Below are 26,973 nucleotides of genomic sequence, written 5' to 3' on the forward strand. Positions count from 1 at the left end.
ACCGCCTACGGTGGTCGCGTGGGATTCACACGCGCAGAACTCGAGTCGTTTCGCGACGCCCTCGTCCCCGATCTGATCGGGCCCGGATGCCGGTTGCTGTTCGTCGGGATCAATCCGGGTCTGTGGACGGCGGCGACCGGCGCGCATTTCGCGCGCCCCGGAAACCGGTTCTATCCCGCGCTGCTGCGCGCCGGGATCATCACGCGCCCGATCGATCCCGGCGCGGGGATGAGCCCGGAGGACCGGCAGCATCTGCTCGACCGTGGTGTCGGGATCACCAACCTGGTCCCGCGCGCGACCGCCCGCGCCGACGAACTGACCACCGCCGAACTGCGCGCGGGTGCCGAACGGCTCGCCGCCGTCGTCGCCGAGTTCACGCCACGGGTGGTCGCGGTCGCCGGAATCACCGCCTACCGCACCGCTTTCGGACGGCGTAAGGCGGTGACGGGCCTGCAGGACGAGACGATCGGCGGCGTCCCGCTGTGGGTGGTGCCGAACCCGAGCGGACTCAACGCCCACGACACGGTCGACTCGCTCGCCACCGCCTACGCCGAGCCGGCGCTCCGCGCCGGTGTGCCTTTGTGGCGGCCAGGGGCGCCGGAAAGGCACACCAGCGATTAGCGGACCTTGGCCAGGTAGTCACTGGCGCGGTAGCCCGGCCCGACCCCCTCGACGAGGATTGCGGAGCCGTCGGAGTGCTCGGTGCGCAGCGGCAGGATCGCCTGGTACGCGGGCGATTCGTACCAGGCGCGGGCATGCTCGGCGTCCGGGAACTCGATGACGATGAGATGTCCGGGCCACGTTCCTTCCACGACCACCGGATCGGTGCCGTGGACGAGGAACCGGCCCCCGAATTCGTCGAGGGTCGCGTCGATCTCCTGGAGGTAGCGCACGATCTCCGGTCCGAAATCGACCGAGCGCAGGTGGGCGACGGCGTATGCGGTCATTTTCTTCTCCCGTGGTTCGTTGGCCGGTGGGTACACAGACGAGACTCCCGGTCGCGGCGACACGAATCGATTACCTGTGAGGTAATGGCAGCCCTTCCCGGCCTCCCCTACCGTCGAATACATGACAACCGTGCAGCAGGAATCGGCCGGCGCGCTGCTGCGGCACTGGCGGGAACGTCGCGGGCTGAGCCAGCTCGCCCTCGCCAACCTCGCGGGGGTGTCGGCGCGGCACCTCAGTTTCGTCGAGACCGGCCGGTCGAAGCCGTCCCGCAGGATGCTGCTCGCACTCGGCGAACACCTGGATCTTCCGCTGCGGGAACGCAACGCGCTGTTGCTCGCAGCGGGTCTGGCCCCGGCGTATCCGGAGCATCGGCTCGGCGACGTGCCGATGGCCGCCGTGGCCGACGCGATCGGCCGGATCCTGACGTCGCACATGCCGTTTCCGGCGCTGGTGGTGGATCGGCACTGGACGATGATCGACGCGAACGACGCTGTCACCGGACTCCTCGCAGCCTCCGCACCGGCCCTCGTCGAGCCCCCGGTGAACGTGCTGCGGTTGACGCTGCATCCCGAGGGGCTCGCCCCGCTGATCTCGAATCTGGGCCAATGGCGGGCGCATCTGCTGGCACGACTGCGCCACCAGATCGGGGCGACCGGCGACCCCGAGCTGATGCGCCTGCACGCCGAACTCGAGGGCTACCCCGGGGACGGGACCGCGGAGGCCGGGCACGCGGACGCCGGTGACAGCGCAGCGCTCGTGGTACCGCTGCGGTTGCGGGTCGGCGACGTCGAGTTGTCGCTGCTGAGTACCACCACACTGTTCGGAACCCCGCTCGATGTGACGGTGTCTGAACTGGCGATCGAGGCGTTCTATCCCGCCGACGACGCGACCGCCCGTGTGCTGCTCGGCAAGTGAACCGGTCGGCACCGAACCGCTCTCGAGTCGCACCGCCGCGCGGTAACGTCGAAACGGCCCCATCATCGTGAAACCGGATCCGGAGGACACCGATCATGAGCACTGCAAAGTGGTGGGTTCTGGACGGACGCAACAACGGTTTCGTCCTCGAGGAACGACCGAGCGGCGACATCGTCGTCGTCAACACGACGACGTCCGAGGAGCACGTGCTGCACGGCTATGTGTGGAAGCACTCGCACGTGTTCGGTGTGCAGATCCAGAGCGAGGGTCCGCCCCCGTACGGGCACTGGGTGGAGAACCCGGAAGACTGAACTCTCACCGAATCATCCTGAGCCACGGCATCATCCGGAGTCACGGAACCATCCGGCTCACGGAATGATCCGGAGCGCATAGCGCTCCCCTGTCCTGCTGTCGACGAGTGCCGCCGCATCCACGACCGCGGCGACGGGCAGCACGTCGTAGATCGCGGCGGCAAGTCGCGGCAGGTCGGTCAACCGTGTACGCGGACTCAGCGTGCAGTGGGGCATCCAGACGTCGGGGCGGTAGTGCTTGTGCAGGTCCGCGCCGGTGGCGACGACCGCGTCGACGACGCGGCGCTGCCGCTGGAGCAGGTCTGCGGTGGGTGCCGGCGCCAGCCAGATGCGCCCGCGCCGGAAGGTGCCGAGCGCGTCGAAGTGCAGGACCATGGGACCTCCGTCCGCCAGCGTCTCGACAGCGGCCGCGACCTCGTCGACGACGAAGGTCCGCAGTACCGCATAGGACAGGTGCGGGACGTGACGGCGGTGGGTGTGCGTGAGCAGCGTGGGAATGTCGAGGTCCTCGAGCCTGTCCCACAGGCGGCGCAACGCGCGTTCGGTTTCCCTGTCGAAGAGCAGGCACACCGCGAGAGCCATCAGCCGAGACGTTCGGCTCGCGCGTACAGATACCGCTGCTGGGGCAGGCTCGTGGCGCGTCGCGCGGCCTCGCCGTATTCCGCCCGGGCTGCCGCCTCGTCGCCCAGCATCTCGAGCAGATGCGCCCGCACCGCATGGAACCGCCGGCCGTCCGCGACACGGTCGTCGGCAGCGAGCCGCGCGAGGAGGTCGAGCCCCTCCTCGGGACCGCGTGCCATCGCGACGGCGACGGCGTGATTGAGCGCGACGACGGGGTTGTCCGACATCCGCAGCAGCAGTTCGTAGAGCCGCACGATCTGCGGCCAGTCCGTCTCCTCCGCACGAGACGCACGATCGTGCACCGCGGCGATCGCGGCCTGGAGCTGGTACGGGCCGGCTTCGCGGCGGCGAAGTGCCCCAGAACGAAGTGCCCCGGCAACCAGTGCCGTGCCCTCGGCGACGGCGTCGCGATCCCACAGCGAGCGGTCCTGCGCGTCCAGCGGGATCAACGCTCCGTCGGCGGACACCCGCGCGCCGCGCCGCGCGTCCGTCAGAAGCATCAATGCCAGCAGTCCCGCCACCTCGGGGTCGGACGGGAGCACCCTGTGGACGATGCGGGCCAGCCGGATCGCCTCCGACGACAGGTCGTGGCGGACGAGGTCCGTGCCCGAGGTCGCGGCGTAGCCCTCCGTGAAGATCAGGTACAGCACGTGCAGCACCGCTGCGAGTCGCTCGGCGTATCCGTCGGCCGCGGGCATCCGGAACGGCTCGCCGCTGTCCTCGATACGTTTCTTCGCGCGGCTGATCCGGCGGGCCATCGTGTCCTCGGAGGTCAGGAACGCCCGCGCGATCTCCGCGGTGGTCAGGCCGCCGACGGCCCGCAACGCGAGCGCGACCTGGGATGCGGGCGTCAGCGACGGGTGGCAGCACAGGAACAGCAGCACGAGCGTGTCGTCGGAGGGGACGTCCGCATCCGCCGCGGGTGCTCGCCATCGATCGGACGGTGTCCATTGCGTGACGACATCCTCGCGGCGCCGCCGCGCCTGCTCGCTGCGCAGCAGGTCGGTCAACCGTCGTGATGCGACGGTGACGAGCCACGCCCCCGGATCGTCCGGAAGCCCCGAGCGCGGCCATCCGGTCGCGGCCGCCAGCAGCGCTTCCTGCACCGCGTCCTCGGCCAGGTCGAAGCGCCCGTAACGCCGGACGACCGCACCGAGGACGCGCGGCGCTTCGTTGCGCAGCACGTCCTCGAGCGCGGTGTCGTGCATGTCTACGGTTCGGGTTCCGGGGGCACGCCTTCCTCGATGGGACGGACGTCGGCGTAGGCGGCGGCACGGACATGCGGCGGCGCCGGGCACTCGGCGAGCCGGAGCGCGATCTCGGTGGCGCGGTCGAAGCTGTCGCACTCGACGATCCAGTAACCGGCGAGCACTTCCTCGGACTCGGCGTACGGCCCGTCGGTCACGAGCGCGCCGGGCCCGACGCGCCGGGTGTGGACGGGCGCGGCCAGTCCCCGGGTCTCGACGAGTTCGCCGGAGGCCTCGAGTTCGGCATTGAACTTGGTCATGAACTCGGCCATGGCCGCGAAGTCCTCCTGCGACCATGCGGGCGTCCCCGTGCTCTTGCCCGCCATGCCGTCGTAGTCCTGCTGGGTCCCGTAACTCTGGATCATGAATTTCATGGCCGTTCCTCCTCCGTGGCACCCCGGATGGGTGCTGCATCGGATACGTCGGAGCCGGTGACCCCGTCCGGACACAGTCCTGAAGAGAAATTATCGGCGAATGCGGGAGACTTCGGTGCCGATCAGGCCACGGTCACGTGCCACACCAGCGCGGCCGCGAGCGCACCGACACCGTTGAGCGACCAGTGCAGCGCGATCGGGGCGAGGATGCTGCCGCTGCGACGACGCAGCCAGGTGAAGACGAATCCGGCGGCCGCGGTCGCGACGACGGCGCCCGCGATGCCGAGGACCTGCCCCCACACGCCACCGCCGAGCACTGCGCTCAGGCCCGCGTTCCCGGAGGTGAGGCCGAGCGACGACGCGATGTGCCACAGGCCGAACAGCAGCGAGCCGGCGGCGAAGACGCCGCGGGCTCCCCACGCGCGTTCGAGCGCGCCGTGCAGGACCCCGCGGAAGGCGAGTTCTTCCGGGATGACGGTCTGCAGGGGAATCACGATCATCGATGCGACGAGGGCACCGGAGATGGTCGCGTACCGCTCGGACAGGAAGAACTGCCGGGTGAACGGCAGCGCGATACCGACGGCGACGACGCCGACGACGAGCCCGATGGCCCCGAGCGAGTAGAGCGTCCCGCGCTTCCAGTGCCGGGGCGACAGTCCGAGTTCCGACCAGCGCATTCCGCGGTGCCGCATCATCGCGACGAGCACGAGCGCAGCGATGGGCACGGTCGCGATGGACGCCCACACGGTGGTGAAGTGGGCCACCATGTTGGTGGCGACGAGCACGGCGACGACGACGAGAACGTCGAGCCACGCGTGAGCGCGGTGGAGGCGTACGAGACCCGCGGTGACTCCGCCGGGCATATTCGCGAGAAGCATCCTCACAAGTGTACGGATTGCGGCCCCGTCGCGGCATGACGCACATCACTGCAACGGCGTACCACCCGTCACCGAGAGCCGGAAAACCGCAGGTGACGCACGTCACTTCGCGATCAGGAATCGGCTGGGTCACACGCCCCGTTGTCAAGGTCTTGCGTCGTCGCCGCTAGCCTGTTAGCCGAACCCAGCCCCTCTCCAGGAGTAATCATGGCCGACTTCCTCTACGAGGACCTGCTGCCCATCGGGGAAGACCCCACCGAATACCGGCTGCTGACCAGCGAGGGGGTGTCCACCGTCGAAGGACCCGACGGCCGCACCTTCCTGAAGGTCGAACCCGAGGCTCTCCGCCTGCTCACCGAGACCGCGCTGCACGATATTTCCCACTACCTGCGCACGGATCACCTGAAGCAGCTCGCCAGCATCCTCGAGGACCCGGAAGCGTCGAACAACGACAAGTTCGTGGCCCTGGATCTCCTGAAGAACGCGAACATCGCCGCGGCCGGCGTGCTCCCGATGTGCCAGGACACCGGCACCGCCATCGTCATGGGCAAGCGCGGCCAGCACGTGCTCACCCCCGGCGACGACGAGGAGTCGATCGCGCGCGGCGTGTACGACGCGTACACGAAGCTGAACCTGCGCTACTCGCAGAACGCTCCCCTGACCATGTGGGACGAGAAGAACACGGGCAACAACCTGCCCGCCCAGATCGAGCTGTACGCGGACACCGCGAAGGGCCACGAGAACTCCTACAAGTTCCTGTTCATGGCCAAGGGCGGCGGATCGGCCAACAAGTCGTACCTGTACCAGGAGACGAAGGCCATCCTGAATCCGGACTCGATGATGCAGTTCCTCGAGGCCAAGATCCGCTCTCTCGGCACCGCCGCGTGCCCGCCGTACCACCTCGCGATCGTCGTCGGTGGCACGTCCGCCGAGTTCGCGCTCAAGACCGCGAAGTACGCATCGGCGCACTACCTGGACGAGCTGCCCACCGAGGGCGCGATCACCGGCCGCGGGTTCCGCGACCACGAGCTCGAGAAGAAGGTCTTCGAGCTCACCCAGAAGATCGGCATCGGCGCGCAGTTCGGCGGCAAGTACTTCTGCCACGACGTCCGCGTGATCCGCCTCCCCCGCCACGGCGCGTCGCTGCCCGTCGCGATCGCCGTGTCCTGCTCGGCGGACCGCCAGGCGAAGGCGAAGATCACCCCCGAGGGCGTGTTCCTCGAGCAGCTCGAATTCAACCCGGGCCGGTTCCTGCCGGAGATCACCGACGAGCGCCTCGATGCCGAGACCGACGGCGTGTCCGGCACCGGCAAGGGTGCCGCCGTCAAGATCGATCTGACCCGGCCGATGCCGGAGATCCTGGCCGAGCTGTCCAAGCACCCGGTCAAGACCCGGCTGTCGCTGACCGGACCGCTGGTCGTCGCCCGCGACATCGCGCACGCCAAGATCAAGGAACGGCTCGACGCCGGCGAGGAGATGCCGCAGTACCTGCGCGACCACCCGGTCTACTACGCGGGTCCGGCCAAGACCCCCGACGGCCTGGCGTCCGGCTCGTTCGGCCCGACCACGGCGGGTCGCATGGACTCGTACGTCGAGCAGTTCCAGGCCGCGGGTGGCTCGATGGTGATGCTCGCGAAGGGCAACCGCTCCAAGCAGGTCACCGACGCGTGCGAGAAGCACGGCGGCTTCTACCTCGGCTCGATCGGCGGCCCGGCCGCCCGCCTGGCGCTGGACTGCATCAAGAGCGTCGAGGTCGTCGAGTACGAGGAACTCGGCATGGAGGCGGTCTGGAAGATCGAGGTCGAGGACTTCCCGGCCTTCATCGTCGTCGACGACAAGGGCAACGACTTCTTCGCCGGTACCGGCGAGGTCACGCTGACGATCGGTAAGCGCCCCGGCCTCTGATCGGTTGCACCCCAACGCATCCGCGGACCGTTTCGGTTCGCGGATGCGTTGTTTCGTCTGCGGCCGTCAGGCGCAGGCCGCGCACGGCTCGGTGCGGGAGAGCACCGCGGGTGCCTGCGCGACCACGTCCTGCAGGAACCGCACGACGGTGGCCGCCGAGGCGGGTTCTCCGGGCTTCAGCACCGCGCACAGGGCCCGGCAGACGTCGGGGTCGAGCGCGGGTTCGGCCCGGAAGTTGGTGCCGAGCGCGAGCGTGAGCGGTCCCGGAAGCCGGGGCGAGCGGATCTCGAGTGCCGCGCCCGCGTGCCCGTCGGTCAGGCAGACGTCGAAGCGCGCGACGTCGGCGTCGTGCTCGAAACGGACGGTCCGCACGCGGTTGTGACGCATCTGCCGGTACAGGGGTCGCAACCCGCCGAGGACCAGGGGGCGGATCGTGACCGAGTTCCTCTGGACGTTCATAATTTGGAATTATTCCAGATTATGTCGAGGGCCGGCAACCGTCCCTCACAGCACTGCCGCTCCCGCCACCTGCTTCACCGAGGCATTGATCCGATTCCAGACGTTGATCGTCGCGATCTGCACGATCAGCGCCGCGAGCTGCTCCTCGGTGTAGAGATCGGCGGCCGCGTCCCACACCTCGTCGGGAACCGGGTCCGGCCGGTCCGCGAGCCGGGTGACCGCCTCGGTCAGCGCCAGCGCCGCGCGTTCCTCGTCCGTGAAGTACGGGGATTCGCGCCAGGCGGCCACCGCGAACAGCCGCTCGGCCGTCTCGCCGTCCTTCAACGCGAGCCGCGGGTGCAGATCGACACACACGCCGCAGCCGTTGATCTGACTGGCCCGCAGGTGCATCAGATGCAACGTCTTCACGGGAATGTCGACGTCGTCGGTGGACTGTCCGAGCGCGTGGATCGCCTGCATCGCCGCGGGCAGGACCATCACCGGATTCTTCATTCGAGCCTGCATCGGTTCGCTCCTTGTCACATCGGGTCGTTCCGGTTCATCACCACATCGACGGAACAGGGCGGAAGGATGTGACAGATGAGCGACGAGGATTTCCTGGCGCGGCAGTTCGAGACCCACCGAACACACCTGTGGTCCGTCGCCTTCCGCATGCTGGGATCGGGGGCGGACGCCGACGACGCACTGCAGGAAACGTGGCTGCGGCTGAGCCGTTCCGACACCAGTGAAGTCGCCAACCTCGCCGGCTGGCTGACCACCGTCGTGAGCCGTGTATGCCTGGATCAGCTGCGGGCCCGCCGATCACGATCCGAGGTCTCCCTCGACGATCCCGATCACCCCCGGGAGCCCGCACTCCCCCAGCCTGCGACCGGGCCGGAACACGAAGCGGTTCTTGCCGATTCCGTCGGAGTCGCGATGCTCGTCGTCCTCGACACCCTCGGCCCGGCGGAACGGCTCGCGTTCGTGCTGCACGACATGTTCGGTGTGCCGTTCGACGAGATCGCCCCCATCGTCGACCGCGCCCCTGCCGCGCCCCGGCAGCTCGCCAGCCGCGCGCGACGCCGGGTGCAGGGCGCGACCCTCACCCCATCGGACCTGTCGCGCCGGCGGCAGGTCGTCGACGCGTTCCTCGCCGCGTCCCGGGAAGGCCGGTTCGACGACCTGCTGACGCTGCTCGACCCCGAGGTGCGCCTGCACGCCGACGACGCCGCGGTCGCCGCCGCGCAGGACGCCGCCGCGGCCGGGGCGCCCCTGCTCGACCGCGAACTGGTCGGGGCCAAGGCGGTGGCCACCGCGTTCTCCGGACGCGCCCGGAAGGCGCAGACCGTCCTCGTCGATGGCATGCCCGGCGCGGCCTGGGCACCGGGCGGCATGCCGCGGTCCGTGTTCGTCTTCACGATCGACGACGGCCGGGTCGCAGCGATCGACGTGGTGGTCGATCCCGACGAGATCGCCGCGCTCGACATCGTGTTCGTCGACGACTGACGTCGCCGCGTCCCCCTACCTTTTCCGAGCGAGTCCCCCTACCTTTTCCGAGCGAGTCCCCCTACCTTTTCCGAGCGAGCGGTACATTCGATCGATCGAAGGAGACGAGCGATACATTCGCTCGGACGCGCGGAGCGCACACCGCCGACGGTCAGGCGTCGAGCACGGTCCCCGCCCGCTCCGGCAGGGTGTAGGCCGCGACCGCGGCGACGGCGAACGCGGCCGCGAACACCCCGAACACGAGCCCGTTCCCGCCGTGCAGCAGCCACGGCACCATGAGCGGCGCGAGGATCGACGCGATCCGGCCGAACGCCGCGGCGGCGCCGGTGCCGGCCCCGCGCACCGACGTCGGATACAGCTCCGGCCCGATCGCATACAACGCGCCCCACGCGCCGAGGTTGAAGAACGACAGCATCATTCCCGCCGCGACGATCGTGGTCGGAGTGTCCGCGAGCCCGAACAGTCCCGCCGCGACCGCCGAGCCGACGAGGAACGTCGCGAGGGTCGCGCGGCGGCCCCACACTTCGATCAGCCAGGCCGCGACCGCGTAGCCGGGTAGCTGCGCGAGCGTGATGATCAGGGTGTATTCGAACGACTTGACCAGGTCGAAGCCCTGATTGACGAGCAGGCTGGGCAGCCAGATGAACGCGCCGTAGTACGACAGGTTGATGCCGAACCACACGATCCACAGTGCCGCGGTGCGCCCCCGCAACCGCGGGGACCAGATCGATTCCGCGACGACGGGTGTCGGCTCCGCAACCGGTTCGTCGAGCGGGGGCGTGGCGACGGCGACGCCCGCCGACCGCTCGAACGCCCGCACCGCGGCTTCCGCTTCGGCGAATCGGCCCTTCCGCTCGAGGAAGCGCACCGATTCGGGAAGACCCAACCGGATCACCACGGCGTACAGCGTCGGGACGACACCGGCGAGCAGTGCCCAGCGCCAGCCGTCGTCGTTGATCGGCACGACGAAGTAGCCGATCAGCGCGGCCATGATCCAGCCGACCGCCCAGAACGCTTCGAGCGCCACCACCACGCGACCACGCACCTTGCGCGGCGCGTACTCGCTGACCAGCGTCGATGCGACCGGGAGTTCCGCCCCCAATCCGAGTCCGACGACGAACCGCAGCACCAACAGCACCGCGACCGATCCGGCCAGCGCCGACGCACCGGTCGCCAGGCCGTAGACGAGCAGCGTGGTCGCGAACACCTGCCGGCGTCCGATGCGGTCAGCGAGCAGCCCGCCGAGCGCCGCCCCGACGGCCATGCCGACGAACCCGATCGAGCCGATCCACGAGAGCTGGGTGCTGCTGAGGTTCCATTGCACGGCGAGGGCGGCCATCACGAACGAGATGAGCCCGACGTCCATCGCGTCGAGCGCCCAGCCGATGCCGGAGCCGAGCACCAGCCTGGTGTGTCTGCGGGTGAACGGCAGTTCGTCGAGCCGCTGGGCGCGCGTGGTCATGAAGCGCAACGTACCGGCCGGGCCGCTCGATTCGCAGTGAGCGACGCGATGGGGTTTCGCACACCCGGGAGGCCGTCAGGAAGGCATCGACTGCCCACGCAACGCCTCTGCCCCCTCCCCGCTCAGACGCGACAGTGCCGCGCGCCGGCCGGTGAGCAGCAGCAGAATCGCGGAGATCGGTCCGCGCACCTCCGGACCCTCCCCGACCGACCAGTCGACATCGGTTGCGGTGAAGCGGAATCCGTCGAGCGGAACGGACGCGAAGACCCGGTTCTTGCCGGTGCCGCGGGTGGACCAGACCCGATCCGCGGCGGTGGCCGCCGCCGCGGTCGGCATCGGGAGGTCCCGCTGCAGCGGCACCGCGATGTCCTGGCTGTGGACGAGGATGTCGATCAGTGTCTCGAGCTCGGTGAGGCCGATGTTGTGCCGGCGCGAGCCGATCGTGGCCCGGATGTCCGCGACCAGCCGTTCGGGCGGTGACGAGGCGCGGCTGCGGGCGGATTCGCGGATCATCGTGTTGACACTGCCGGGATGCCGCAGCGCCATCCGGATCGCCTGACCGAGCGTGATCTGCTGCAGCGTCAGGTGGGCGGCGACGTCGCGCACGGTCCAGCCCTCGCACAACGACGGGTGCGACCACTCGTCGTCGGAAAGCTGTTCGAGCAGGTCGGCCGTGCGTCGACGTTGGTCGTCGATCGCGTCCCACACCTCGTCGGAGTCCATCCGGCCACCCCGTTTCCTGTCCGCCCGCACGACACCCGGCCCGGATGACACCCGGCACGTTCAGCCGCGCGCCGCCTCCTCGAGCACCGGCACCTCGATCTTGTGCATCTTCATCAGCGCGTCGCTGACCCGCTGCACGACTCCCAGATCCGGGTCGGACATCAGTTCCTCGAGCCTGCGGGGCACCACCTGCCAGGACACCCCGAACCTGTCCTTCAGCCATCCGCACTGCGATTCCTCGCCGCCGTCGGCGGTGAGGGCGTCCCAGTAGTGATCCACCTCGTCCTGGTCGGCGCAGTCGATCGCGAACGACACGGCCTCGTTGAACCGGAACTGGGGACCGCCGTTGAGCCCGCTGAATCGGGTGCCGTCGAGTTCGAACTCGACGGTCAGGGCGGTGCCCGCCGGAACCGGTGAGTCCTCGGGATAGGGGGTGACCTTCAGAATGCGCGAATTGGGGAACACCGTGATGTAGTACTCGGCTGCTTCCTGCGCGTTCATGTCGAACCACAGCCACGGGGTGATCGCGGGCATCGGTTTCTCCTCGTCTCGGGTTTCCATCGTCGCCTACACAGACCCCGCGGCGCGGGAAAACTCATCGGCCGACCAGCTCGGCCGGGTAGAAGAACTCGCCGATCAGGCTCCGCTCCCACCACTCACCCGTCGCACGCCGCTGCGCGCGGGTGGTGAACCGGTACCGGTACAGGCGGGCGCGCACGAAGCGCGGCGGTTCGTCCGGGAACGGGTTGTGCCGCAGCAGCTTCAGGACGTGTTTGTCGTTGCTGAGCAGTTTCGCCATGAGCTGCGGGAACCAGGCGGCCGCGTAGTCCCGGGAGATCCCGGCGAACCACATGAGCCAGTCCAGCCTCAGATGGTAGGGCGCGAACTGGCGGGGCCGGCGCCGCAGGTCGCCCGGCTTGCCCTTGAATTCGTATTCCTTCCATTCCGTGTCGGGGCCGATCGTCGCATCGGAGGTGCCTTCGACGACGACCTCGCGTCGTACTCGCGTCACGCTGCCGAACGCGCCGTAGGTGTTGACGAAATGCCACTTGTTGAAGCTGGCGTTCATCTTCTGCTTGCCCGACGCCATGTTCCGGATCGGCTGGTAGCTCAGCACCACCACCACGGCGGCCAGGGCCAATGCGGCCGCAGTGAAGGCCGCTGGTGTGTCCTTGTGGCCGCCGGGGGCGCCGAAAGGCAACACCAGGTCGTAGGCCGCATTCGGTATCACGGACAACCCGAGGATGATCGCCATCCAGTTCAACCACGAGAAGTTGCCGCTGGCCACCAGCCACAACTGGGTGACGATCATGATCCCGGCGGCGATCCCGGCGACCGGTTGCGGCAGGAACAACCCGAACGGCACGACGAGCTGCGTGAAGTGGTTGCCGAGGACCTCCACCTTGTGCAGCGGTCGCGGCAGGCGATGGAAGTACCAGCTGAACGGGCCGGGCATCGGCTGGGTCTCGTGGTGGTAGTACAGGCACGTCAGGTCCCGCCAGCAGCGGTCGCCGCGCATCTTGATCAGACCCGCTCCGAACTCGAGGCGGAACAGCAGCCACCGCAGCAGGATCAGCACGACGAACGGCGGCGCGATCTCCGCATTGCCCAGGAAGATCGCGAGCACACCCGCTTCGAGCAGCAACGATTCCCAGCCGAACGAGTACCACACCTGCCCCACGTTGACGATGGACAGGTACAGCGCCCACAGGACGAACCACACGAGCATCGTCAACGGCAGCGGCAGCAGGTCCGTGACCCCGAGGATCGTGGCGGCGGCGAGCACCGCCCCGGTCGCCGCGACCGCGGCGTAGAACCGGTCCGAATAGTGCCAATGGAACAGGCTCGGCGACCGCCGGAACGGCACCGCCCGCACGAAGTCCGGGATGGGGAGCAGCCCATCGGACGCGAGCAGCGCCCGGAACTGGTTGAACGCCACCAGGAACGCGACGAAGTACAGGGCCGCGAGTCCCCGCGTGAAGAACAACCGGCCCCACGTGTAACCGTCCGCATCGAACCAGTCCACCGCCCTCACCGATTCCGAGGATCCCACCGCTGCGACGCTTTGAAAACCCGCGCCTCCCCGAGAGGGCACCGTCGTCCGTCCGGAGCGAATATCGGTCCCCACCGCCCGGACGCGGCTACCGTCGGACTGTGCGTGTGTCCCGGATCGTCGCCGTGTCGGACGCCGTGGGTGCCACCCGCTCACGGCGGGAGAAGGTCGCGCTGCTGCGGGAGCTGCTCGCCGACCTGGACCCGGACGAGGTGGAACCGGTCGTCGCGTGGCTGTCGGGCGAGGTGCAGCAGGGCCGGATCGGCGTCGGGTGGCGCACCCTCACCGGCCTGCAGATCGGCCCGGCACCCGAGCCGACCCTGTCGGTCGGTGACGTCGACGCGACCTTCACCACCCTCGCCGCGACCACCGGCGCGGGCTCCACGGAACGCCGCCGCACGCTGCTGACCTCCTTGTTCTGTGCCGCGACCGCGGAAGAGCAGCAGTTCCTGGTCCGCCTGCTCACCGGAGATCTGCGGCAGGGCGCGCTCGAAGGGGTGATGACCGACGCCGTCGCCGCGGCCTCGTCGGTACCGGTCGAGGCGGCGCGCCGCGCGTTCATGTTGTCGGGCCGCCTCCCCGCGACCGCGGCGGCGGCGCTCGCGGGCGGTGTGGAGGCGCTGGGCGTGTTCCGGCTCGAGGTGGGACGGCCGGTCCGGCCGATGCTCGCGTCCCCCGCCGGGTCGCTCGCCGAGGCGCTCACCCAGCTCGGCCCGGCGGTGAGCGTCGAGTACAAACTCGACGGCGCCCGCATCCAGGTGCACCGGCACGGCAACGACGTCCGCGTGTACACCCGCACGCTGCGCGACATCACGTCGAGCGTGCCCGAGCTCGTCGAACTGGTTGCGGCGCTGCCGTGTTCGAGTGTCGTGCTCGACGGCGAAACCCTGGCACTGACCGACAGCGGGCGGCCGCGCCCGTTCCAGGAGACGATGAGCCGCTTCGGGGCGGCGAGCGCCCACGACCTGCTGCTGCGCCCGTACTTCTTCGACTGCCTGCACCTGGACGGCACCGATCTGCTCGACGCCTCGCTCACGGACCGGATCGCCGCCCTCGACTCGGTCGCAGCGCTCTACCGGATCCCGTCCCTGATCGAGCCCGATCCGGATGCGGCGGCGGCGCATTTCGACGCTGCCCTCGCCGACGGCCACGAGGGCGTGATGGTCAAGTCCCTCACCGACCCGTACGCGGCCGGACGGCGTGGCCGCACCTGGCTCAAGGTCAAACCCGAACACACCCTGGACTTGGTGGTACTCGGCGCCGAGTGGGGCTACGGGCGGCGCACCGGGTTCCTGTCGAACCTGCACCTGGGCGCCCGCGACCCCGACGGCGGCGAACCGATCATGGTCGGCAAGACGTTCAAGGGCCTGACCGACGAGTTGCTGCGCTGGCAGACCGAGGAGTTCCCACGCCGCGAACGTGCCCGCGACGCGCACACCGTCTACCTGCGTCCCGAGCTGGTCGTCGAGATCGAGCTCGACGGGGTGCAGATCAGCCCCCGCTATCCCGGCGGGGTGGCCCTGCGGTTCGCGCGGGTGCTGCGGTACCGGCCCGACAAGGACGCCGCCGACGCGGACACCATCGACGCGGTGCGCGCGCTGCTGCCTTCCCGGTAAACGACCTGCCGCCCACGGGTCGCGGCTACCGTCGTCGATGTGTGTGCGCCCCGAGAGGAGAACCCGTGACCGAAATCGCCGCCTCCCCCGCCGCAGGTCCCGGGCGGGAACGTCAGGGTGTCGTCTACCGCGACGGGGCGCTCGGCCGCCGCCCCGCGGTCCCGACGAACTTCGCCGATCTGGAGCGCGCCGCGCGCCGGGCCAGTTCGAAGCGTGCCTGGGCGTACGTCGCGGGAGGTGCCGGTGAGGGCCGGACGATGCGCAACAACCGTCGCGCGTTCGACCGGTGGGCGATCGTGCCGCGCATGGCGCACGGCGTCACCGAACGGAGTCTCGGCACCACGGTGGTGAACACCGCGTTGTCGTCGCCGCTGCTGCTCGCGCCCGTCGGTGCGGGCGCGTTGATGGCCCCCGACAGCGACCTGGCAATCGCGCGGGCCGCCGCGGCAACGGGGGTGCCGTACATCTTCTCCAACCAGGGCTGCACGCCGATGGAGGACTGCGCCGCCGCGATGGGCGACGCACCGCGCTGGTTCCAGCTGTACTGGAGCTCGGACGAGGACCTCGTCGACAGCCTGCTGCACCGGGCCGAGACGATCGGCGCGGAAGCCGTCGTCGTCACCCTCGACACGACCGTGCTGGGGTGGCGTCCGCAGGATCTGAATCTCGGTTCGCTGCCGTTCGCGCGTGGCGAGGGCATCGCCCAGTACACGTCCGATCCGCGTTTCCGCGACATCGTGCGGCGGCGGATCGACGCGGCACGCGAGACGGTCGCGGAGCGGCCCGACATCACGTGGGGTGCGATCCGCACGCTGCTGGCGATGACCCGGAACCATCCGGGCCGGTTCCTCGACAACCTGCGCTCCCCCGTGCCGCGTGCCGCCGCGGAAACGTTCCTCGAGATCTACTCCAATCCGGGCCTGAGCTGGGATCATCTGGCGACGCTGCGCGACCGCACCCGGTTGCCGGTGGTGCTCAAGGGGATTCTGCATCCCGACGATGCGCGCCGCGCCGTCGATCTCGGTGTGGACGCGATCGTGGTGTCGAATCACGGCGGCCGCCAGATCGACGGTTCGTTCGCCTCGCTCGATGCGCTCCTCGACATCCGGGCCGCGGTCGGGCGGGGACCGACTCTCCTGCTGGACAGCGGAATCCGAAGCGGCGCAGACGTATTCGTCGCGCTCGCGCTCGGCGCCGACGCGGTGCTGCTCGGCCGGCCCTACATGTACGGGCTGGCGCTCGCGGGGCAGCGCGGGGTCGAGGAGGTGATCCGCAATGTGATCGCCGAGTTCGATCTCACCATGGCGTTGGCGGGGGCGCGGTCGGTCGACGAGATCGACGAACGGTTCGTGCGCCCCAATCCGTCGGCGTGAGCCAGGTCTTCGCGACGGTCAGCTCTCGGTGAGAAGAGTGCGACGCAACCCGCTCGCGCGCAGTACCTGGCGTCCCACTCCGGCGCGCACGGCGGCCTCGGTGCCGATGATGCGCACGCGTTTCCGGGCGCGGGTGATGGCGGTGTACAGCAACTCCCGCGTCAGCAGCGACGACGTCTCGTCGGGCAGCACCACCGACACGGTGTCGTACTGGCTGCCCTGGCTGCGGTGGATGGTCATGGCATACACCGTCTGCACCGCCGACAGGTGACTCGGGTGCAGCAGGAACGGATCCTTGCCGCGCGCGAACGCCGCGACCAGCGCGTCGTCCTCACGGCGCACCACGACCCCGGTGTCGCCGTTGTAGATGCGCAGGTCGTGGTCGTTCGCGGTGACCATCAGCGGCTGCCCCGGATACCAGCGATCGGGGTCGAGGCGACGCCCGGAGGACGCCCCGATCCATTCCATCGCCTGCCGCGCCCAGTGCTGCACGCCGTACGGGCCGTCGCGGTGCGCGCACAGCAGCCGGTGCGTCTCGAACCGGGCCAGCGCGGTGTGGGCGTCCCCCGCGACCGCCGCCGCGGTGACCTCCTCGGCGGACCGGACCACGTCGTCGTGCAGGGCGGTCAGGTCGCCGGGGGCGTGGAAGGTCACCTCGGGCACGCCGCTGAGCAGGATGCGCATCGTCTCGTCGTCGTCGCCGTCGCGCACCGCAACCGCGAGCCGGGCGATGTCCCCACCGAACCGCCTGCCGCGGCTAAGGCGAACCACGCTGCCGCGCAGTCGTTCCCGCTCGCCGGCTCCGAAGGCGGTTTCGGCCGGATCGTCGGTGACGGCGGTCAGGTCGCGGGCGGCGATGTTCACGAACACCGGGTTCGGTGTGCCGGAGACGGGCCGCGCCACCAGATCCGCGAGGACCGCACCGGCATCGACGGACGTCAGCTGGTCCGGGTCGCCGACGAGCACGAGCCTCGTGTCGGGGCGGACCGCTTCGAGCAGGCAGCTCATCATCGTCAGCGACACCATGGAGGTTTCGTCGACGACGATCGTGTCGAACGGCAGGTGGTTGCCGGCGTGGTAGCGGAAGCGGGTGCGTCCCCGCTGCCAGCCGAGCATGCGGTGCAGTGTCATGGCGGTGACGTCGGGTGCGAGCCCGAGCGGCCCGGCCTGGTCGCGCACCGATTCCTGCAGCCGTGCCGCGGCCTTGCCGGTCGGGGCCGCCAGACCGATCCGCACGCCGGGCCCGTGCAGCGAGGTGAGCAGCGCGAGGATCCGCGCGACGGTGTGCGTCTTGCCGGTGCCGGGTCCACCGGCGATGACGGTGGTCCAGTGGGTGGCGGCGAGCGCGGCGGCCACTCGCTGACGGTCCGGTGCCGACGACGGCCGGGACGGGTCTGCCGGGTCACGGAACAGTTCGTCGAGCCGCCGCACCAGCAGGTCCTCGTCGACGTCCGGGTAGTCGCGGGATCGCGCATCCAGCGCCCGCCGCACGGTCTGCTCCTGCCGGAAGTAGCGGTCCAGGTACAGCAGCGGCCCCGCGTCGGTGTCGACGAGCCGCAGCGGACGCAGGGGCCCGGTCGGGGATCCGGTGATCAGGGGGCTGCGCCGCAGGGCCGCGATCACCGCGTCGTCGTCCGGCCAGGGCAGCGTGGCCGGGTCCACCTCGGCGTTCTCGTCGACGCCGACGTCCCGCAACCGGGTCAGGTCCAGGCACACGGACCCGGACCGCACGGCCCGCACGGCCAGCGCGGTGGCCAGGTGCACGTCTTCGTCGGGTTCGGCGCCGAGGCTCGCCAGTCGCAGCGCGACGTGGACGTCGGCGGCGGCGAGCACCCCGGCCTCGTTGAACGCGCGCAGGGCGCCTTTGCCGCGCTGGGCCACCAGGACATCGATCACGGTTGGGCCTTTCCGGCGAGCAGGTCGGACAGTTCGGTGACGAGGGCGGCCGGAGGCGTCCAGTCGAACACGCCGACTCCCGCCGGCGTGTCCGGCCCGACCATGCCGCGCACGAACAGATACTGCGCTCCCCCGAGGTGCACGGCCGGATCGTAGCCGGGCAGTCGCCACCGCAGATACCGGTGCAGTGCAACCGAATACAGCAGCGCCTGCATCGGATAGTGGGCGCGCAGCATCTCCGCGGCCATCCGGTCGCGGGTGTAGTGCTCGGTGGTCAGCACCTCGTCGGGTGCCAGCCGGTTCGTCTTGTAGTCGACGATGACGTAACGACATTCCCCGTCGCTTCGCTCGCCCCCGGCGCTCCGCTCACCGGACACCCGCAGCACCGCGTCGATGCTGCCGGTGAGGTAACCGCGCAACGGAATCGGCTCGAGGGTCCGCACCAGCTCCGCGTAGGGCCGCATCGGGTCGTCGGCGGGCAGGTGCCGGCGCAGCAGCGCACCGACCGCGTCGAGCGTCACGATCGTGGAGACCGGATTGTCGCCGCCGGCGAGCGGCAGTTCGAAGTCCAGCTCCGCCAACCGATCCGACGGCGCGATCCCGGCGAGGGTCGTGCCGAGGGCACCGAGCGGGGTGTGCAGCACCGGCGTCAGGGCCGCGGCCAGGGCCGCCGGCTCGACATCCGAGTGCTGCGCGACGATCACCTCGCGGCATCGATCGAGCAGTTCGGCGTCGAGGTCGGCGGCGGCGGTGTCCACGACCTCGAGGACGGCGTGCACGAGGGTGCCGAACACGGTGCCGCCGGGCAACCCGTTCATCGGCGACTCGGTGCCGGCCACGCCCGGCACCGGTTCCGGTCCGCCGGTCGGCAGCGGCGGCTCCTCCGGTTCGTCGTCCTTGTCCGGCGTCTCGACTTCACTTGCCACACCGGGATGTTCGTGCGCGGAGGCGGTCAGCGCCGAATAGGAAGTGCGACGCCAGTATTCGTCGAGGGTCCGGTCGAACCGGGCGGCGGCGAGGGCGTCGTCACGATCCCGCTCGGGGCTCCACGTCGGCACGGCGATCGGGCCGGGCGCGACCGGTTCGGTCACGATCAGTCCGTCGGATCGTTCGGCCCACGCCGCGAACTGCTCGGCGACGACCGCATCGGCGGGGATCTTCACGTTCGGCACGAGATCGGCGGTGCCGTCGACGCGACCGGCGAGCATGCGGTGCAGCGGCGACGACCCGGTGCCGAAGGACGGCGCCCACCACAGCGCGAGATGGTTGCGTGCGCGGGTCAGCGCGACGTACAGCAGCCGCAGTTCCTCCCCGGCCGCCTCCTCGTCGTGCCGGGCGCGGCGCTGCCCGTATCCGGGACTGCCCTCGCCGCCGACGTCGAGGATGCGGCGGCCGTCCTCGTGCAGCAACAACGGATCGGGATTGGGGTGTTTCGCCGAGTCCCACCCGAACGGCACGTACACGACCGGGAATTCGAGCCCCTTGCTGCCGTGCACGGTGAGGATCTGCACGGCCGCGGCGTCGCTGTCGAGGCGGCGGCTGCGGTCGGTGCTCCCGGGACGCGGATCCAGTATGCGCTCCTCGAGCCACCGGGTCAGTGCCGCCGGGCCCAGGAACTCCTCGGCGGCAACACGATCGAGCAACTGCGCGATGTGCCGCACGTCGGTCAGGGCACGTTCGCCGGACACGGTCGCGAGCAGCCGCGCTTCGAGCCGGCTCAGCGTCGCGAGCTGTTCGAACAACGCCGCGAACCCGGACCGGGCGAACACCGCGGCCAGTTCACGCAGCATGCTGCCGACCTCGGCGACAAGCTCGTCGCCGCGGGTGTCGACGTCGTCGACGGTATATCCGAGCAGCGGGGTCAGCGCGGCCAGTCGCACCCGGTCGGATCGGTGCGGCTGTTCGATCGCCTGCAGCACCCACAGCCAGTCCTGCGCGGCCGGGGTCGCGAACACGCTGGTACCCCCGGCCAGCACGCACGGCACGCCGGTGCGCACGAGCGCGTCGTACACCAGCGACACCTGGGTGTGGGTGCGCACCAGCACCGCGATGTCACCCGGTTCGATGCGGCGCGGGCCGTGACCGTGATCGATGGCGGCGCCGCTGTCGAGCAAGCGGACGATGTCCGCGGCGACGTCGCGCGCGACCCGGGACCGCAGCGCACCGACCGCGGGGAATCCGGAACTGCCGTACGGTCCGGCACCGGTCCGCGGCAGGTAACGCAACCGAATCGGGGGTGCCCCGGTCAGGCGCGTGGACGGTCGCGCAGCATCGACCGGGTGCACGACGATCCGCGAATCCCCCAGGGCGGCACCGCCGTACAGCTGCCTCAGCGCCGCGAGCAGGTTGCCGTCGCTGCGCCAGTTGGTCGTCAGCTCCAGGTGACAGTCGGCGACCGCGACGGCCTCGAGGTAGCTGAGGACCTCGGCCCCACGGAACGCGTAGATCGCCTGCTTGGGATCGCCGACGAGCACGAGGGTGGTGTGACCGTGGAAGGCGCGGCGCAGGATCTCCCACTGCTTCGGGTCGGTGTCCTGGAATTCGTCGACGAGCACCACCGCGAACCGCGACCGGATCCGCCGGCATGCCGCCTCGCCGTGGTCAGGGTCGCCGAGTACCCGGTGCAGCAACGCGAGCTGGTCGTCGAAGTCGCGCACGCCCGCCGCGCGTTTGCGGCGTTCGACCTCGGTGCGCACGGCGCGGGCGAAGGCGACCCGCTCCCCCGCCGGTGTGCCCTCGGCGCCCTCCGGGACGAGATCGGCCTGCGGATCGAAGATCGCGGCGCGGGCGGCGGCGGTCGCCTCGGCGAGACCGATCGGCGGGCTCGGGACCCGGCCGTAGGTGCGCAGATACAGATCCGCGACGACCTCGGTGGTCAGGTCGTCGACGTCCTCGACGAGCACCACGTCGGGTTCGCGTTCCCCGGCGATGCCGAGTTCGTCGAGCATGCGCTGGCAGAAGCCGTGGGTGGTGGCGATGGTGGTGGAGTCGAAATCCGACAGGGCCTGACGCAGCCGGGTGCGGTACGCGGCGACGTCGCCCTCGGCGAGATACCGGATCAGCTCGTCGGCGCTGCGCCGCGCGCTGTCCGGCTCGGCGAGCGCCGCCGCGACGGTCGCGAACCGTTCCCGGGTGCGTTCGCGCAGTTCCTGGGTGGCGGCGCGGCTGAACGTCACGAGCAGCAGGTCCGACAGGTCGGCGTGGCCCTCGGCGACGAACCGGGTCGCCAGGCCGACGATCGCGTAGGTCTTGCCGGTGCCGGCGCTGGCCTCGAGCACCGTGGTGCCGCGCGGCAGCGGACCGAGCAGATCGAACGCCGTCGCCGGCGAGGTCGGCGCCGTCATCACGGCCTCCCCTGGGTTTCCGAGGCCAGCAACGGTTCCCACAGCCGCCGGGCGAGCACTCCGAAGCGGCTCGGGTCGTCGTACCAGGCGCGTTCGTCGTCGAGCGGCGGGGCGGTGGTCAACGCGTTCAGGCTCACTCCCGTTCCGTACAGGTAGGTCAGGTGCCGGTCCTTGCCGTCGCCGAACGCGCCGCCGAACTCCTTGGCGGCGGATTCGAGGGCCATCTCGACCGAGTCGCCGCGGTACCGCCGGTTCGCGTATTCGGCGGAGGCACAGGTGGTGATCGGCAGCGGCGTGTGCAGTCCGCGATCGCGCAGGCTCACCAGCCGCAGCAACTGATCGCGCGCATCGGCGGGCGCGATGAGGGTGGAACGCCAGGCGGGGGTGCGGAAGCGACCGCGGCCGGTGGTGACCGCCTGCCACGTGCCGGGCCGGCCGGACGCGGCGACGGCGAGCAGGTGGACCCACGCCGTCATGCGCTGTTTCGGAGCCAGGCGCGAGAAGGTGCTTCGCGCGATCGTCGTGCCGTGGATGCCGCCGACGGTGCCGGTGAGGCGGCGGCCGTCGCCGAGGTCGACGACGACGTCGGCGGTGCCGGCGGCCCCGGCGTGCACCGGCCCGCACGTCGCGACGAGTTCCTCGACGGTGCGGGTGACGTCACCGAGAACCTGCTCGCCCAGCGCGGCCGGAGGCAGGGTCCCCCGACGCCATTCGGCGGCGCGGAAGTCGGCGGGATCCACACCGGCCAGGCGTGCCTCGAGCATGCGTTCGCCGAGGTCCCAGCGGGCCAGGCCGTCGAGTTCGATGTCGAGAGCGTCGGCGATGTCCTCGTCGAGTTCGGGGATGCGCAGTCCCAGTCGCTGCCGCAGGAAACCCTGGGTCGGGTGCGTGAGGAAGGCGACGAGTTCGGCGAGGTCCACGTCGCCGTCGGCGCCGCGCGGAGCCAGCGACGCACACGCCACCCCGACCGATCGGGGTGGTTCGGGATCGGGTCGCGCCGCGGCCCGCGCCCCCGCGAGGGCAGCGGTGTCGAAGCTGAACGGCGCGTCGGCACGGAAGTTGCGGGCATCGAAGGGCTGCAACGGATGCCGCCTCACCACCTTGTTCGGTTCGCTTCCCGTCATGACGGCGACGACATCGCGCAGTTCGCTCAGCGGCACGGCGGGCGGCCGGTGCGCACCGGTGACGGGATCGGCGCCGGTGTGGAACAGCAGGACACGGTCGCGGGCGGACATCAGCGCGTCGAGCAGCAACTGCCGATCCTCGCTGCGCGGATCACGTTCTCCCACAACGGGATCGAGTGCAGTGACGTCGTCGCCGTCGATGTGGGTGCCGCGCGGGAAGTGCTCGTCGTCGAGCCCGAGCAGCACCAGGACCCGATGCGGCACCGACCGCATCGGGACCATCGTGCAGACGGTGAGCTCACCGGTGCGGAAGTTCGCCCGTGTCGGCCGGCCCGCGAGCCGGCTCGCGAGCATGGCCCGCACGTCGGGCAGACGCAGTTGCGCGTCACCGCTGTGCTCGACGGCGGCGACCAGTTCGCGGTGCGCCTGGGTGATCTGCCAACCGTCGGCCGGGGCGACATCGGTGAGCAGGTCGACGGCACGGGCCAGGTCCGCGGCCCACCGGGTCGCGGGTTTGGGACCACGGAGGCTGTGCAGCACCGAATGCAGCCGGTCGATGTACTCGGCGAATCTCCCGGCGCGGTCGATGTCGTTGCTGTCCACGTCGTCGAACGGCAGTGCGAGCGAAAGCCATTCGCTCTGCGACTCGTCGGCGGCGACACCGAGCAGGAGCCGGTCGAGTGCGGTGCCGAACGTGTTCTGCGGGTAGTCGGCGAGACCGACCGCCGCGCGCTGTCCCTTGGCCAGGCCCCAGCGCGCACCGGTCGCCACGATCCATTCCTGCAGGCGCTCGAGGTCGTCGTCGGTGAAGCGGAGCCGCCTGCGCACCGGCGGCGCCGCGGCCAGGTCGAGGACCTGACTGGCGGTGACACGGGCGTCGGCGAGGTCGAGCAGCGTCGCGACGACGGCGAGCACCGGGTTGGTGCGGCGCAGTGCGCGGTCGGCGACACGCACCCGTAGGCCGTGACCCGGATGACCGTCGACGCCCTGCCCGAACGCGGCGTGGACCAGCGGGGCGTACGTCTCGACGTCGGGGCACATGACGATCACGTCGCGCGGTTCGAGCGTCGGGTCGTCACGGAACAGGTGCAGCAGCGATTCGCGCAACACCTCGACCTGCCGGGTTGGTCCGTGGCACGCGTGGATCTGGACGGTGCCGTCGGCGGGGGCGGAACCGGCGACCGGGGCACGGCCGGCGCGGATGTCGGCCTGCAGCCGGCCGAGCAGCGTGCCGGCAGGCTCGTCCGAAGGGTGGTGGACGTCGACGGCGCCGAGGACGCTCAGGCGCATCTGGAACTCGCGGACGTCGCGGGCCAGCGCGGCGAGCAGCGGATGCCGGACCGCGAGGGCGCTGTCGTCGTCCGCGCGCCGCAGCGTCGCCGGGATCTCGGCGAGTGCCTGCCACATCGCCGGGCTCGGGTGCGGCAGCCACAGGTGCACGTCGCGGCCGGCGCCGAGCGCGGACAGGACCGCGAGCTGCACCGTCGTGAGCCGGGTGGGCCCGAACAGCGACAGTCGTTCGGGCAGGTCGACGACGCCCGGTTCGGCGCGCAGCCGCGCGCAGGCGGCGTCGAGTCGCTGGGCGGGGCTGTCGCTGCCGATGCGCTCGCGCAGGCGGCGCCACAGTTCGGGCTGCCAGAGCAGGTGCTCGTCGAGCGGCGCGGCGGTGCCGTCCGTGTCGCGGCCGTCGGCCCAGTCCAGGAGCATCTGCGGTCGCTGGGCACCGTAGCTGCGCATGAGGTCGGCCAGGTGCGCGGCGGTCGCGTACCGGCGGCCGGTGCGGAAGTCGTCGGTGCCGTACCCGAGGTGCCGGGACAGCACCGCGCACCACGGCTCGCCGACGCACTCGTCGATCACGGCGAGCAGTGCCCACAGCACGCGGGACGGATGCCAGGGATCGTCGTCGGCGGTGGTCCCGGAGGCCGCGGACAGCGCTTCGTCGACGAGTCGCGCGGGTGACGGGAAGTCGATGTTGGCCGCGACCCCGTCACCACCGGTCGTGCCGAGCGCGGTGGACAACCGCTGGGTGAGCCACCGTTCCATGCCGCGGGCGGGGACGGCCACGACCTCTCGCGCGAACGGATCGGCGGGCGGTGTCGCGAGCAGTACGGCCAGGGTGTCGGCGAGGGTGTCGGCGCGCTCGGCGCGGTGCAGCGTCAGCACGCGTGTCCTCCTCGATGTCGTCCGGTGTTCCTCCTGCGGTCTATCACACCGGTCGGACATCGAGCACCGTCGCGCGACCCCCGGGCGAGGGCGGCGCGGCGAGTGGTTCAGCGGGTGAGCCAGGCGGCGAGCGCGTCGCGGTCGTTCTCGACGATCCGGCCGATCATCTTCGCGGCCAGACCTTCGATCTGCCTGCCGACGAGCGGGATCTTCACGGTGACCTCGCCGCGCACGGCGAGGACGGTTCCGTCCGCGGCGGGCCGCAGATGCGAGGTGCCCCGGAAGTCGACGGGGATGCCGCTGGCACCGCCGACGACGAGGCCGGTCGCGCCGTCGGCGCCGAGGATGCCCCAGTGGTCGGTGCGTTCCATGATCATCGGACCGCGCACGACGCTGCGGACGAGCGCGGGCATGTCGGCCGGTTCGGCCCGTTCGGTCACGACGACGAGCAGCGTGCCGGGACCGTCCGGGTTCTCGATCCGCACGGTCGCGGTGGGGCTGGCGGCGACGCGGTCACGCCAGTACCGCTCGTCGGTCAGCGCGGCGTGCACGTCGCGGGCCGGATGGTCGAGGACTGCCGTGAACTCGAATTTCTTCGGCACCGTTCGGACGGTACTGCGTTCCGGCGATCGCGTCAGGGGAACGGGAGCGCGGGCCCGCTAGGCGAAGCTCAGGCCGTGGCGTTCGAGGTCTTCGCGCAGGATACGAACGGCCTTGGGTCCCATGCCGTGCAGCGCGAGCAGGTCCCGTTCGGTGTACCGCGTGAGGTCCTCGAGGGTCGCGACGCCGATACCGTCGAGCGCGCGCTGTGCGGGAGCGGAGGTCTTGGGCAGCGGGTGTCCGGTCACGCGGATCAGTCTGCCCCCTGGGTCACCGGGGACGCAGCGGATGCGCGCAGCGGAATCCGGCCGGTGCCGCGAACACCGCGTACCCGGTGTCGTCGGCCAGAGTGATGACGTCGCCGGGGACCAGGTGGACGCGGGGGTTGCGGACAGGCAAGTGGTTGATCCGGACCAGGCCCTCCATGAGCAGGGCCGCGGCTTCACCGGGAGATCCGGCGAGGCCGCTGTCCTGCAGAAAGCCGAACAGGGAGTCGGGAACGAGTGTCGGCATGCCATCAGCGTGCCCGGTGTGCGCGTCGAGGCGGTCACGTGTGCGGAACCATCGGGTGAACGATCCGCGAATACGCGACCGCGGGTGTTGACTGCACCCACCCGCGGTGCAACACTTAACCAAATGGTTCAGTATTCGGATCTGGATTCGACGTTCGCGGCACTGGCCGACCCCACCCGCCGCGGAATCCTCGAGCACCTGGCGAACGGCCCCGCGTCGATCAGCGACCTGGCCGCGCGATTCGAGATGAGCCTGCCCGGCATCACCAAACACATCCGACTCCTGGAGGAGGCCGGCCTGGTACTGACGGAGAAGAAGGGCCGTGTGCGGTACTGCACCCTCGGCGCCAACCCACTCGACCACGAAGCGGCATGGATCCGCGGCCACCGAAAGTCGATCGAAGACCGCATGGACCGCCTCGCCGCATTCCTCGACGAAACCAAGGAGCCATCATGACCACCCCCGATCCCGCTGTCACAGACACCACTCTCACCGTCACCACCCCCGGCGACCGTGTGATCCACATCGAGCGTGTCTTCGACGCCCCGCTCGACCGGGTCTGGGCCGCCCATTCCGAACCCGACCTGCTCGCCCGATGGTGGGGGCGGGGGAACCGGCTCGACGTCGAGAAGTTCGAATTCGAACGCGGCGGACACTGGCGGTTCGTCGAGCACGCCGACGGTGAAACCCATGGATTCGAAGGACGATTCCGCGAGATCACCCCGAAGGAACGCATCGTCCAGACCTTCGAGTGGGACGGCATGCCCGGATACGTGTCGATCGACACCGCGACGTTCGTCGACCTCGGCGACGGTCGCACGAAACTCGTCACCGAGAGCCTGTTCCACACGACCGAGGAACGCGACGGCATGCTGCAGTCCGGCATGGAGTCCGGTTTGAGCGCGAGTTACGTCGCACTGGATCGCCTGCTGGCGGCGTGACACCCGGACACCACACCCCCGC

26 protein-coding genes are annotated in these 26,973 nt (G+C 70.3%); 9 read left to right on the top strand and 17 right to left on the bottom strand.

What is annotated here, in order from left to right; translation table 11 throughout:
- Positions 1-18 precede the first annotated feature (18 nt).
- Positions 19-621 carry a mismatch-specific DNA-glycosylase gene (locus ACWDUD_RS02005; protein ID WP_450108156.1) on the top strand — a complete coding sequence of 201 codons (603 nt, stop codon included), beginning with the start codon at positions 19-21 and terminating at the stop codon, positions 619-621.
- Here the strand turns inward: ACWDUD_RS02005 and ACWDUD_RS02010 are convergent.
- Positions 618-947 carry a DUF1330 domain-containing protein gene (locus ACWDUD_RS02010; RefSeq protein WP_450108157.1) on the bottom strand — a complete coding sequence of 110 codons (330 nt, stop codon included), beginning with the start codon at positions 945-947 and terminating at the stop codon, positions 618-620. The two genes, ACWDUD_RS02005 and ACWDUD_RS02010, sit on opposite strands and share 4 nt — an antisense overlap.
- A 121-nt stretch (positions 948-1,068) precedes the next feature.
- On the opposite strand from ACWDUD_RS02010, the gene ACWDUD_RS02015 reads away from it, so the two are divergent.
- Both ACWDUD_RS02015 and ACWDUD_RS02020 read left to right on the top strand, forming a co-directional pair.
- The gene (locus tag ACWDUD_RS02015; RefSeq protein WP_450108158.1) at positions 1,069-1,863 is read left to right on the top strand and encodes a helix-turn-helix domain-containing protein; all 795 of its coding nucleotides are present in this window, start codon (positions 1,069-1,071) and stop codon (positions 1,861-1,863) included.
- A 95-nt stretch (positions 1,864-1,958) separates the two neighbouring features.
- The gene (locus tag ACWDUD_RS02020; protein ID WP_420752866.1) at positions 1,959-2,174 is read left to right on the top strand and encodes a maltose regulon activator MalT; all 216 of its coding nucleotides are present in this window, start codon (positions 1,959-1,961) and stop codon (positions 2,172-2,174) included.
- A gap of 57 nt (positions 2,175-2,231) precedes the next feature.
- Here the strand turns inward: ACWDUD_RS02020 and ACWDUD_RS02025 are convergent, their stop codons facing one another.
- The 4 genes from ACWDUD_RS02025 to ACWDUD_RS02040 all read right to left on the bottom strand — a co-directional run bounded on the left by ACWDUD_RS02025 (position 2,232) and on the right by ACWDUD_RS02040 (position 5,294).
- Positions 2,232-2,756, bottom strand: coding sequence for a 2'-5' RNA ligase family protein (locus tag ACWDUD_RS02025; RefSeq protein WP_248673890.1), 525 nt, complete (start codon positions 2,754-2,756; stop codon positions 2,232-2,234).
- Positions 2,756-4,003, bottom strand: coding sequence for an RNA polymerase sigma factor (locus tag ACWDUD_RS02030; RefSeq protein ID WP_450108159.1), 1,248 nt, complete (start codon positions 4,001-4,003; stop codon positions 2,756-2,758). Before ACWDUD_RS02030 ends, ACWDUD_RS02025 begins: the two co-directional genes overlap by 1 nt.
- A 2-nt stretch (positions 4,004-4,005) precedes the next feature.
- Positions 4,006-4,416, bottom strand: coding sequence for a YciI family protein (locus ACWDUD_RS02035; protein ID WP_450108160.1), 411 nt, complete (start codon positions 4,414-4,416; stop codon positions 4,006-4,008).
- Between the two features lie 122 nt (positions 4,417-4,538).
- Positions 4,539-5,294 carry a CPBP family intramembrane glutamic endopeptidase gene (locus ACWDUD_RS02040; RefSeq protein WP_450108161.1) on the bottom strand — a complete coding sequence of 252 codons (756 nt, stop codon included), beginning with the start codon at positions 5,292-5,294 and terminating at the stop codon, positions 4,539-4,541.
- A gap of 207 nt (positions 5,295-5,501) precedes the next feature.
- Here ACWDUD_RS02040 and ACWDUD_RS02045 point away from each other — a divergent pair, with 207 nt between their 5' ends.
- On the top strand, positions 5,502-7,199 hold the full coding sequence (locus ACWDUD_RS02045; protein WP_197253909.1) for a fumarate hydratase: 1,698 nt from the start codon (positions 5,502-5,504) through the stop codon (positions 7,197-7,199).
- A gap of 66 nt (positions 7,200-7,265) precedes the next feature.
- On the opposite strand, the gene ACWDUD_RS02050 is transcribed toward ACWDUD_RS02045, so the two are convergent.
- Entirely contained in the window at positions 7,266-7,658 is a 393-nt protein-coding gene (locus tag ACWDUD_RS02050; RefSeq protein ID WP_197253911.1) for a hypothetical protein, read from the bottom strand.
- Between the two features lie 45 nt (positions 7,659-7,703).
- Positions 7,704-8,162, bottom strand: coding sequence for a carboxymuconolactone decarboxylase family protein (locus ACWDUD_RS02055; protein WP_197253913.1), 459 nt, complete (start codon positions 8,160-8,162; stop codon positions 7,704-7,706).
- A 75-nt stretch (positions 8,163-8,237) separates the two neighbouring features.
- Here ACWDUD_RS02055 and ACWDUD_RS02060 point away from each other — a divergent pair, with 75 nt between their 5' ends.
- Positions 8,238-9,143 (top strand): sigma-70 family RNA polymerase sigma factor, encoded by a 906-nt coding sequence (locus ACWDUD_RS02060; RefSeq protein WP_450108162.1) that lies wholly within the window; start codon positions 8,238-8,240, stop codon positions 9,141-9,143.
- 151 nt (positions 9,144-9,294) lie between these two features.
- On the opposite strand, the gene ACWDUD_RS02065 is transcribed toward ACWDUD_RS02060, so the two are convergent.
- The 4 genes from ACWDUD_RS02065 to ACWDUD_RS02080 all read right to left on the bottom strand — a co-directional run bounded on the left by ACWDUD_RS02065 (position 9,295) and on the right by ACWDUD_RS02080 (position 13,354).
- Positions 9,295-10,605, bottom strand: a complete 1,311-nt coding sequence (locus tag ACWDUD_RS02065) for an MFS transporter (RefSeq protein ID WP_450108163.1) — start codon at positions 10,603-10,605, stop codon at positions 9,295-9,297.
- A 75-nt stretch (positions 10,606-10,680) separates the two neighbouring features.
- Complete coding sequence (locus ACWDUD_RS02070) at positions 10,681-11,328, bottom strand: maleylpyruvate isomerase family mycothiol-dependent enzyme (RefSeq protein ID WP_450108164.1); 648 nt, start codon at positions 11,326-11,328, stop codon at positions 10,681-10,683.
- Positions 11,329-11,388: 60 nt separating this feature from the next.
- Entirely contained in the window at positions 11,389-11,862 is a 474-nt protein-coding gene (locus ACWDUD_RS02075) for a VOC family protein (RefSeq protein ID WP_450108165.1), read from the bottom strand.
- 61 nt (positions 11,863-11,923) lie between these two features.
- Positions 11,924-13,354 carry a lipase maturation factor family protein gene (locus ACWDUD_RS02080; protein WP_450108315.1) on the bottom strand — a complete coding sequence of 477 codons (1,431 nt, stop codon included), beginning with the start codon at positions 13,352-13,354 and terminating at the stop codon, positions 11,924-11,926.
- A gap of 128 nt (positions 13,355-13,482) precedes the next feature.
- On the opposite strand from ACWDUD_RS02080, the gene ACWDUD_RS02085 reads away from it, so the two are divergent.
- Both ACWDUD_RS02085 and ACWDUD_RS02090 read left to right on the top strand, forming a co-directional pair.
- Positions 13,483-14,997, top strand: a complete 1,515-nt coding sequence (locus ACWDUD_RS02085) for an ATP-dependent DNA ligase (protein WP_450108166.1) — start codon at positions 13,483-13,485, stop codon at positions 14,995-14,997.
- Between the two features lie 65 nt (positions 14,998-15,062).
- A complete protein-coding gene (locus ACWDUD_RS02090; protein ID WP_450108167.1) occupies positions 15,063-16,370 on the top strand; it encodes an alpha-hydroxy-acid oxidizing protein in 1,308 nt (435 codons plus the stop codon).
- Between the two features lie 18 nt (positions 16,371-16,388).
- Here the strand turns inward: ACWDUD_RS02090 and recD are convergent, their stop codons facing one another.
- The 6 genes from recD to ACWDUD_RS02120 form a co-directional block, all read right to left on the bottom strand.
- Positions 16,389-18,266: an exodeoxyribonuclease V subunit alpha gene (gene recD, locus ACWDUD_RS02095; protein WP_450108168.1), complete on the bottom strand. Its 1,878-nt coding sequence runs from the start codon at positions 18,264-18,266 to the stop codon at positions 16,389-16,391.
- On the bottom strand, positions 18,263-21,610 hold the full coding sequence (locus ACWDUD_RS02100) for a UvrD-helicase domain-containing protein (protein ID WP_450108169.1): 3,348 nt from the start codon (positions 21,608-21,610) through the stop codon (positions 18,263-18,265). The genes recD and ACWDUD_RS02100 overlap by 4 nt, the downstream gene beginning before the upstream one ends.
- On the bottom strand, positions 21,610-24,897 hold the full coding sequence (recC, locus tag ACWDUD_RS02105) for an exodeoxyribonuclease V subunit gamma (RefSeq protein WP_450108170.1): 3,288 nt from the start codon (positions 24,895-24,897) through the stop codon (positions 21,610-21,612). The genes ACWDUD_RS02100 and recC overlap by 1 nt, the downstream gene beginning before the upstream one ends.
- Positions 24,898-25,004: 107 nt before the next feature.
- Complete coding sequence (locus ACWDUD_RS02110) at positions 25,005-25,499, bottom strand: DUF2505 domain-containing protein (protein ID WP_450108171.1); 495 nt, start codon at positions 25,497-25,499, stop codon at positions 25,005-25,007.
- Positions 25,500-25,556: 57 nt separating this feature from the next.
- Positions 25,557-25,745, bottom strand: coding sequence for a helix-hairpin-helix domain-containing protein (locus tag ACWDUD_RS02115; RefSeq protein WP_307846683.1), 189 nt, complete (start codon positions 25,743-25,745; stop codon positions 25,557-25,559).
- A 22-nt stretch (positions 25,746-25,767) separates the two neighbouring features.
- Positions 25,768-26,010, bottom strand: a complete 243-nt coding sequence (locus tag ACWDUD_RS02120; RefSeq protein ID WP_450108172.1) for a S4 domain-containing protein — start codon at positions 26,008-26,010, stop codon at positions 25,768-25,770.
- A gap of 123 nt (positions 26,011-26,133) precedes the next feature.
- Here ACWDUD_RS02120 and ACWDUD_RS02125 point away from each other — a divergent pair, with 123 nt between their 5' ends.
- On the top strand, positions 26,134-26,466 hold the full coding sequence (locus tag ACWDUD_RS02125; RefSeq protein ID WP_450108173.1) for an ArsR/SmtB family transcription factor: 333 nt from the start codon (positions 26,134-26,136) through the stop codon (positions 26,464-26,466).
- Entirely contained in the window at positions 26,463-26,951 is a 489-nt protein-coding gene (locus tag ACWDUD_RS02130; protein ID WP_450108174.1) for an SRPBCC family protein, read from the top strand. The genes ACWDUD_RS02125 and ACWDUD_RS02130 overlap by 4 nt, the downstream gene beginning before the upstream one ends.
- The last annotated feature ends 22 nt before the right edge of the window (positions 26,952-26,973 follow it).

The organism is Rhodococcus sp. NPDC003382 (assembly GCF_053589135.1).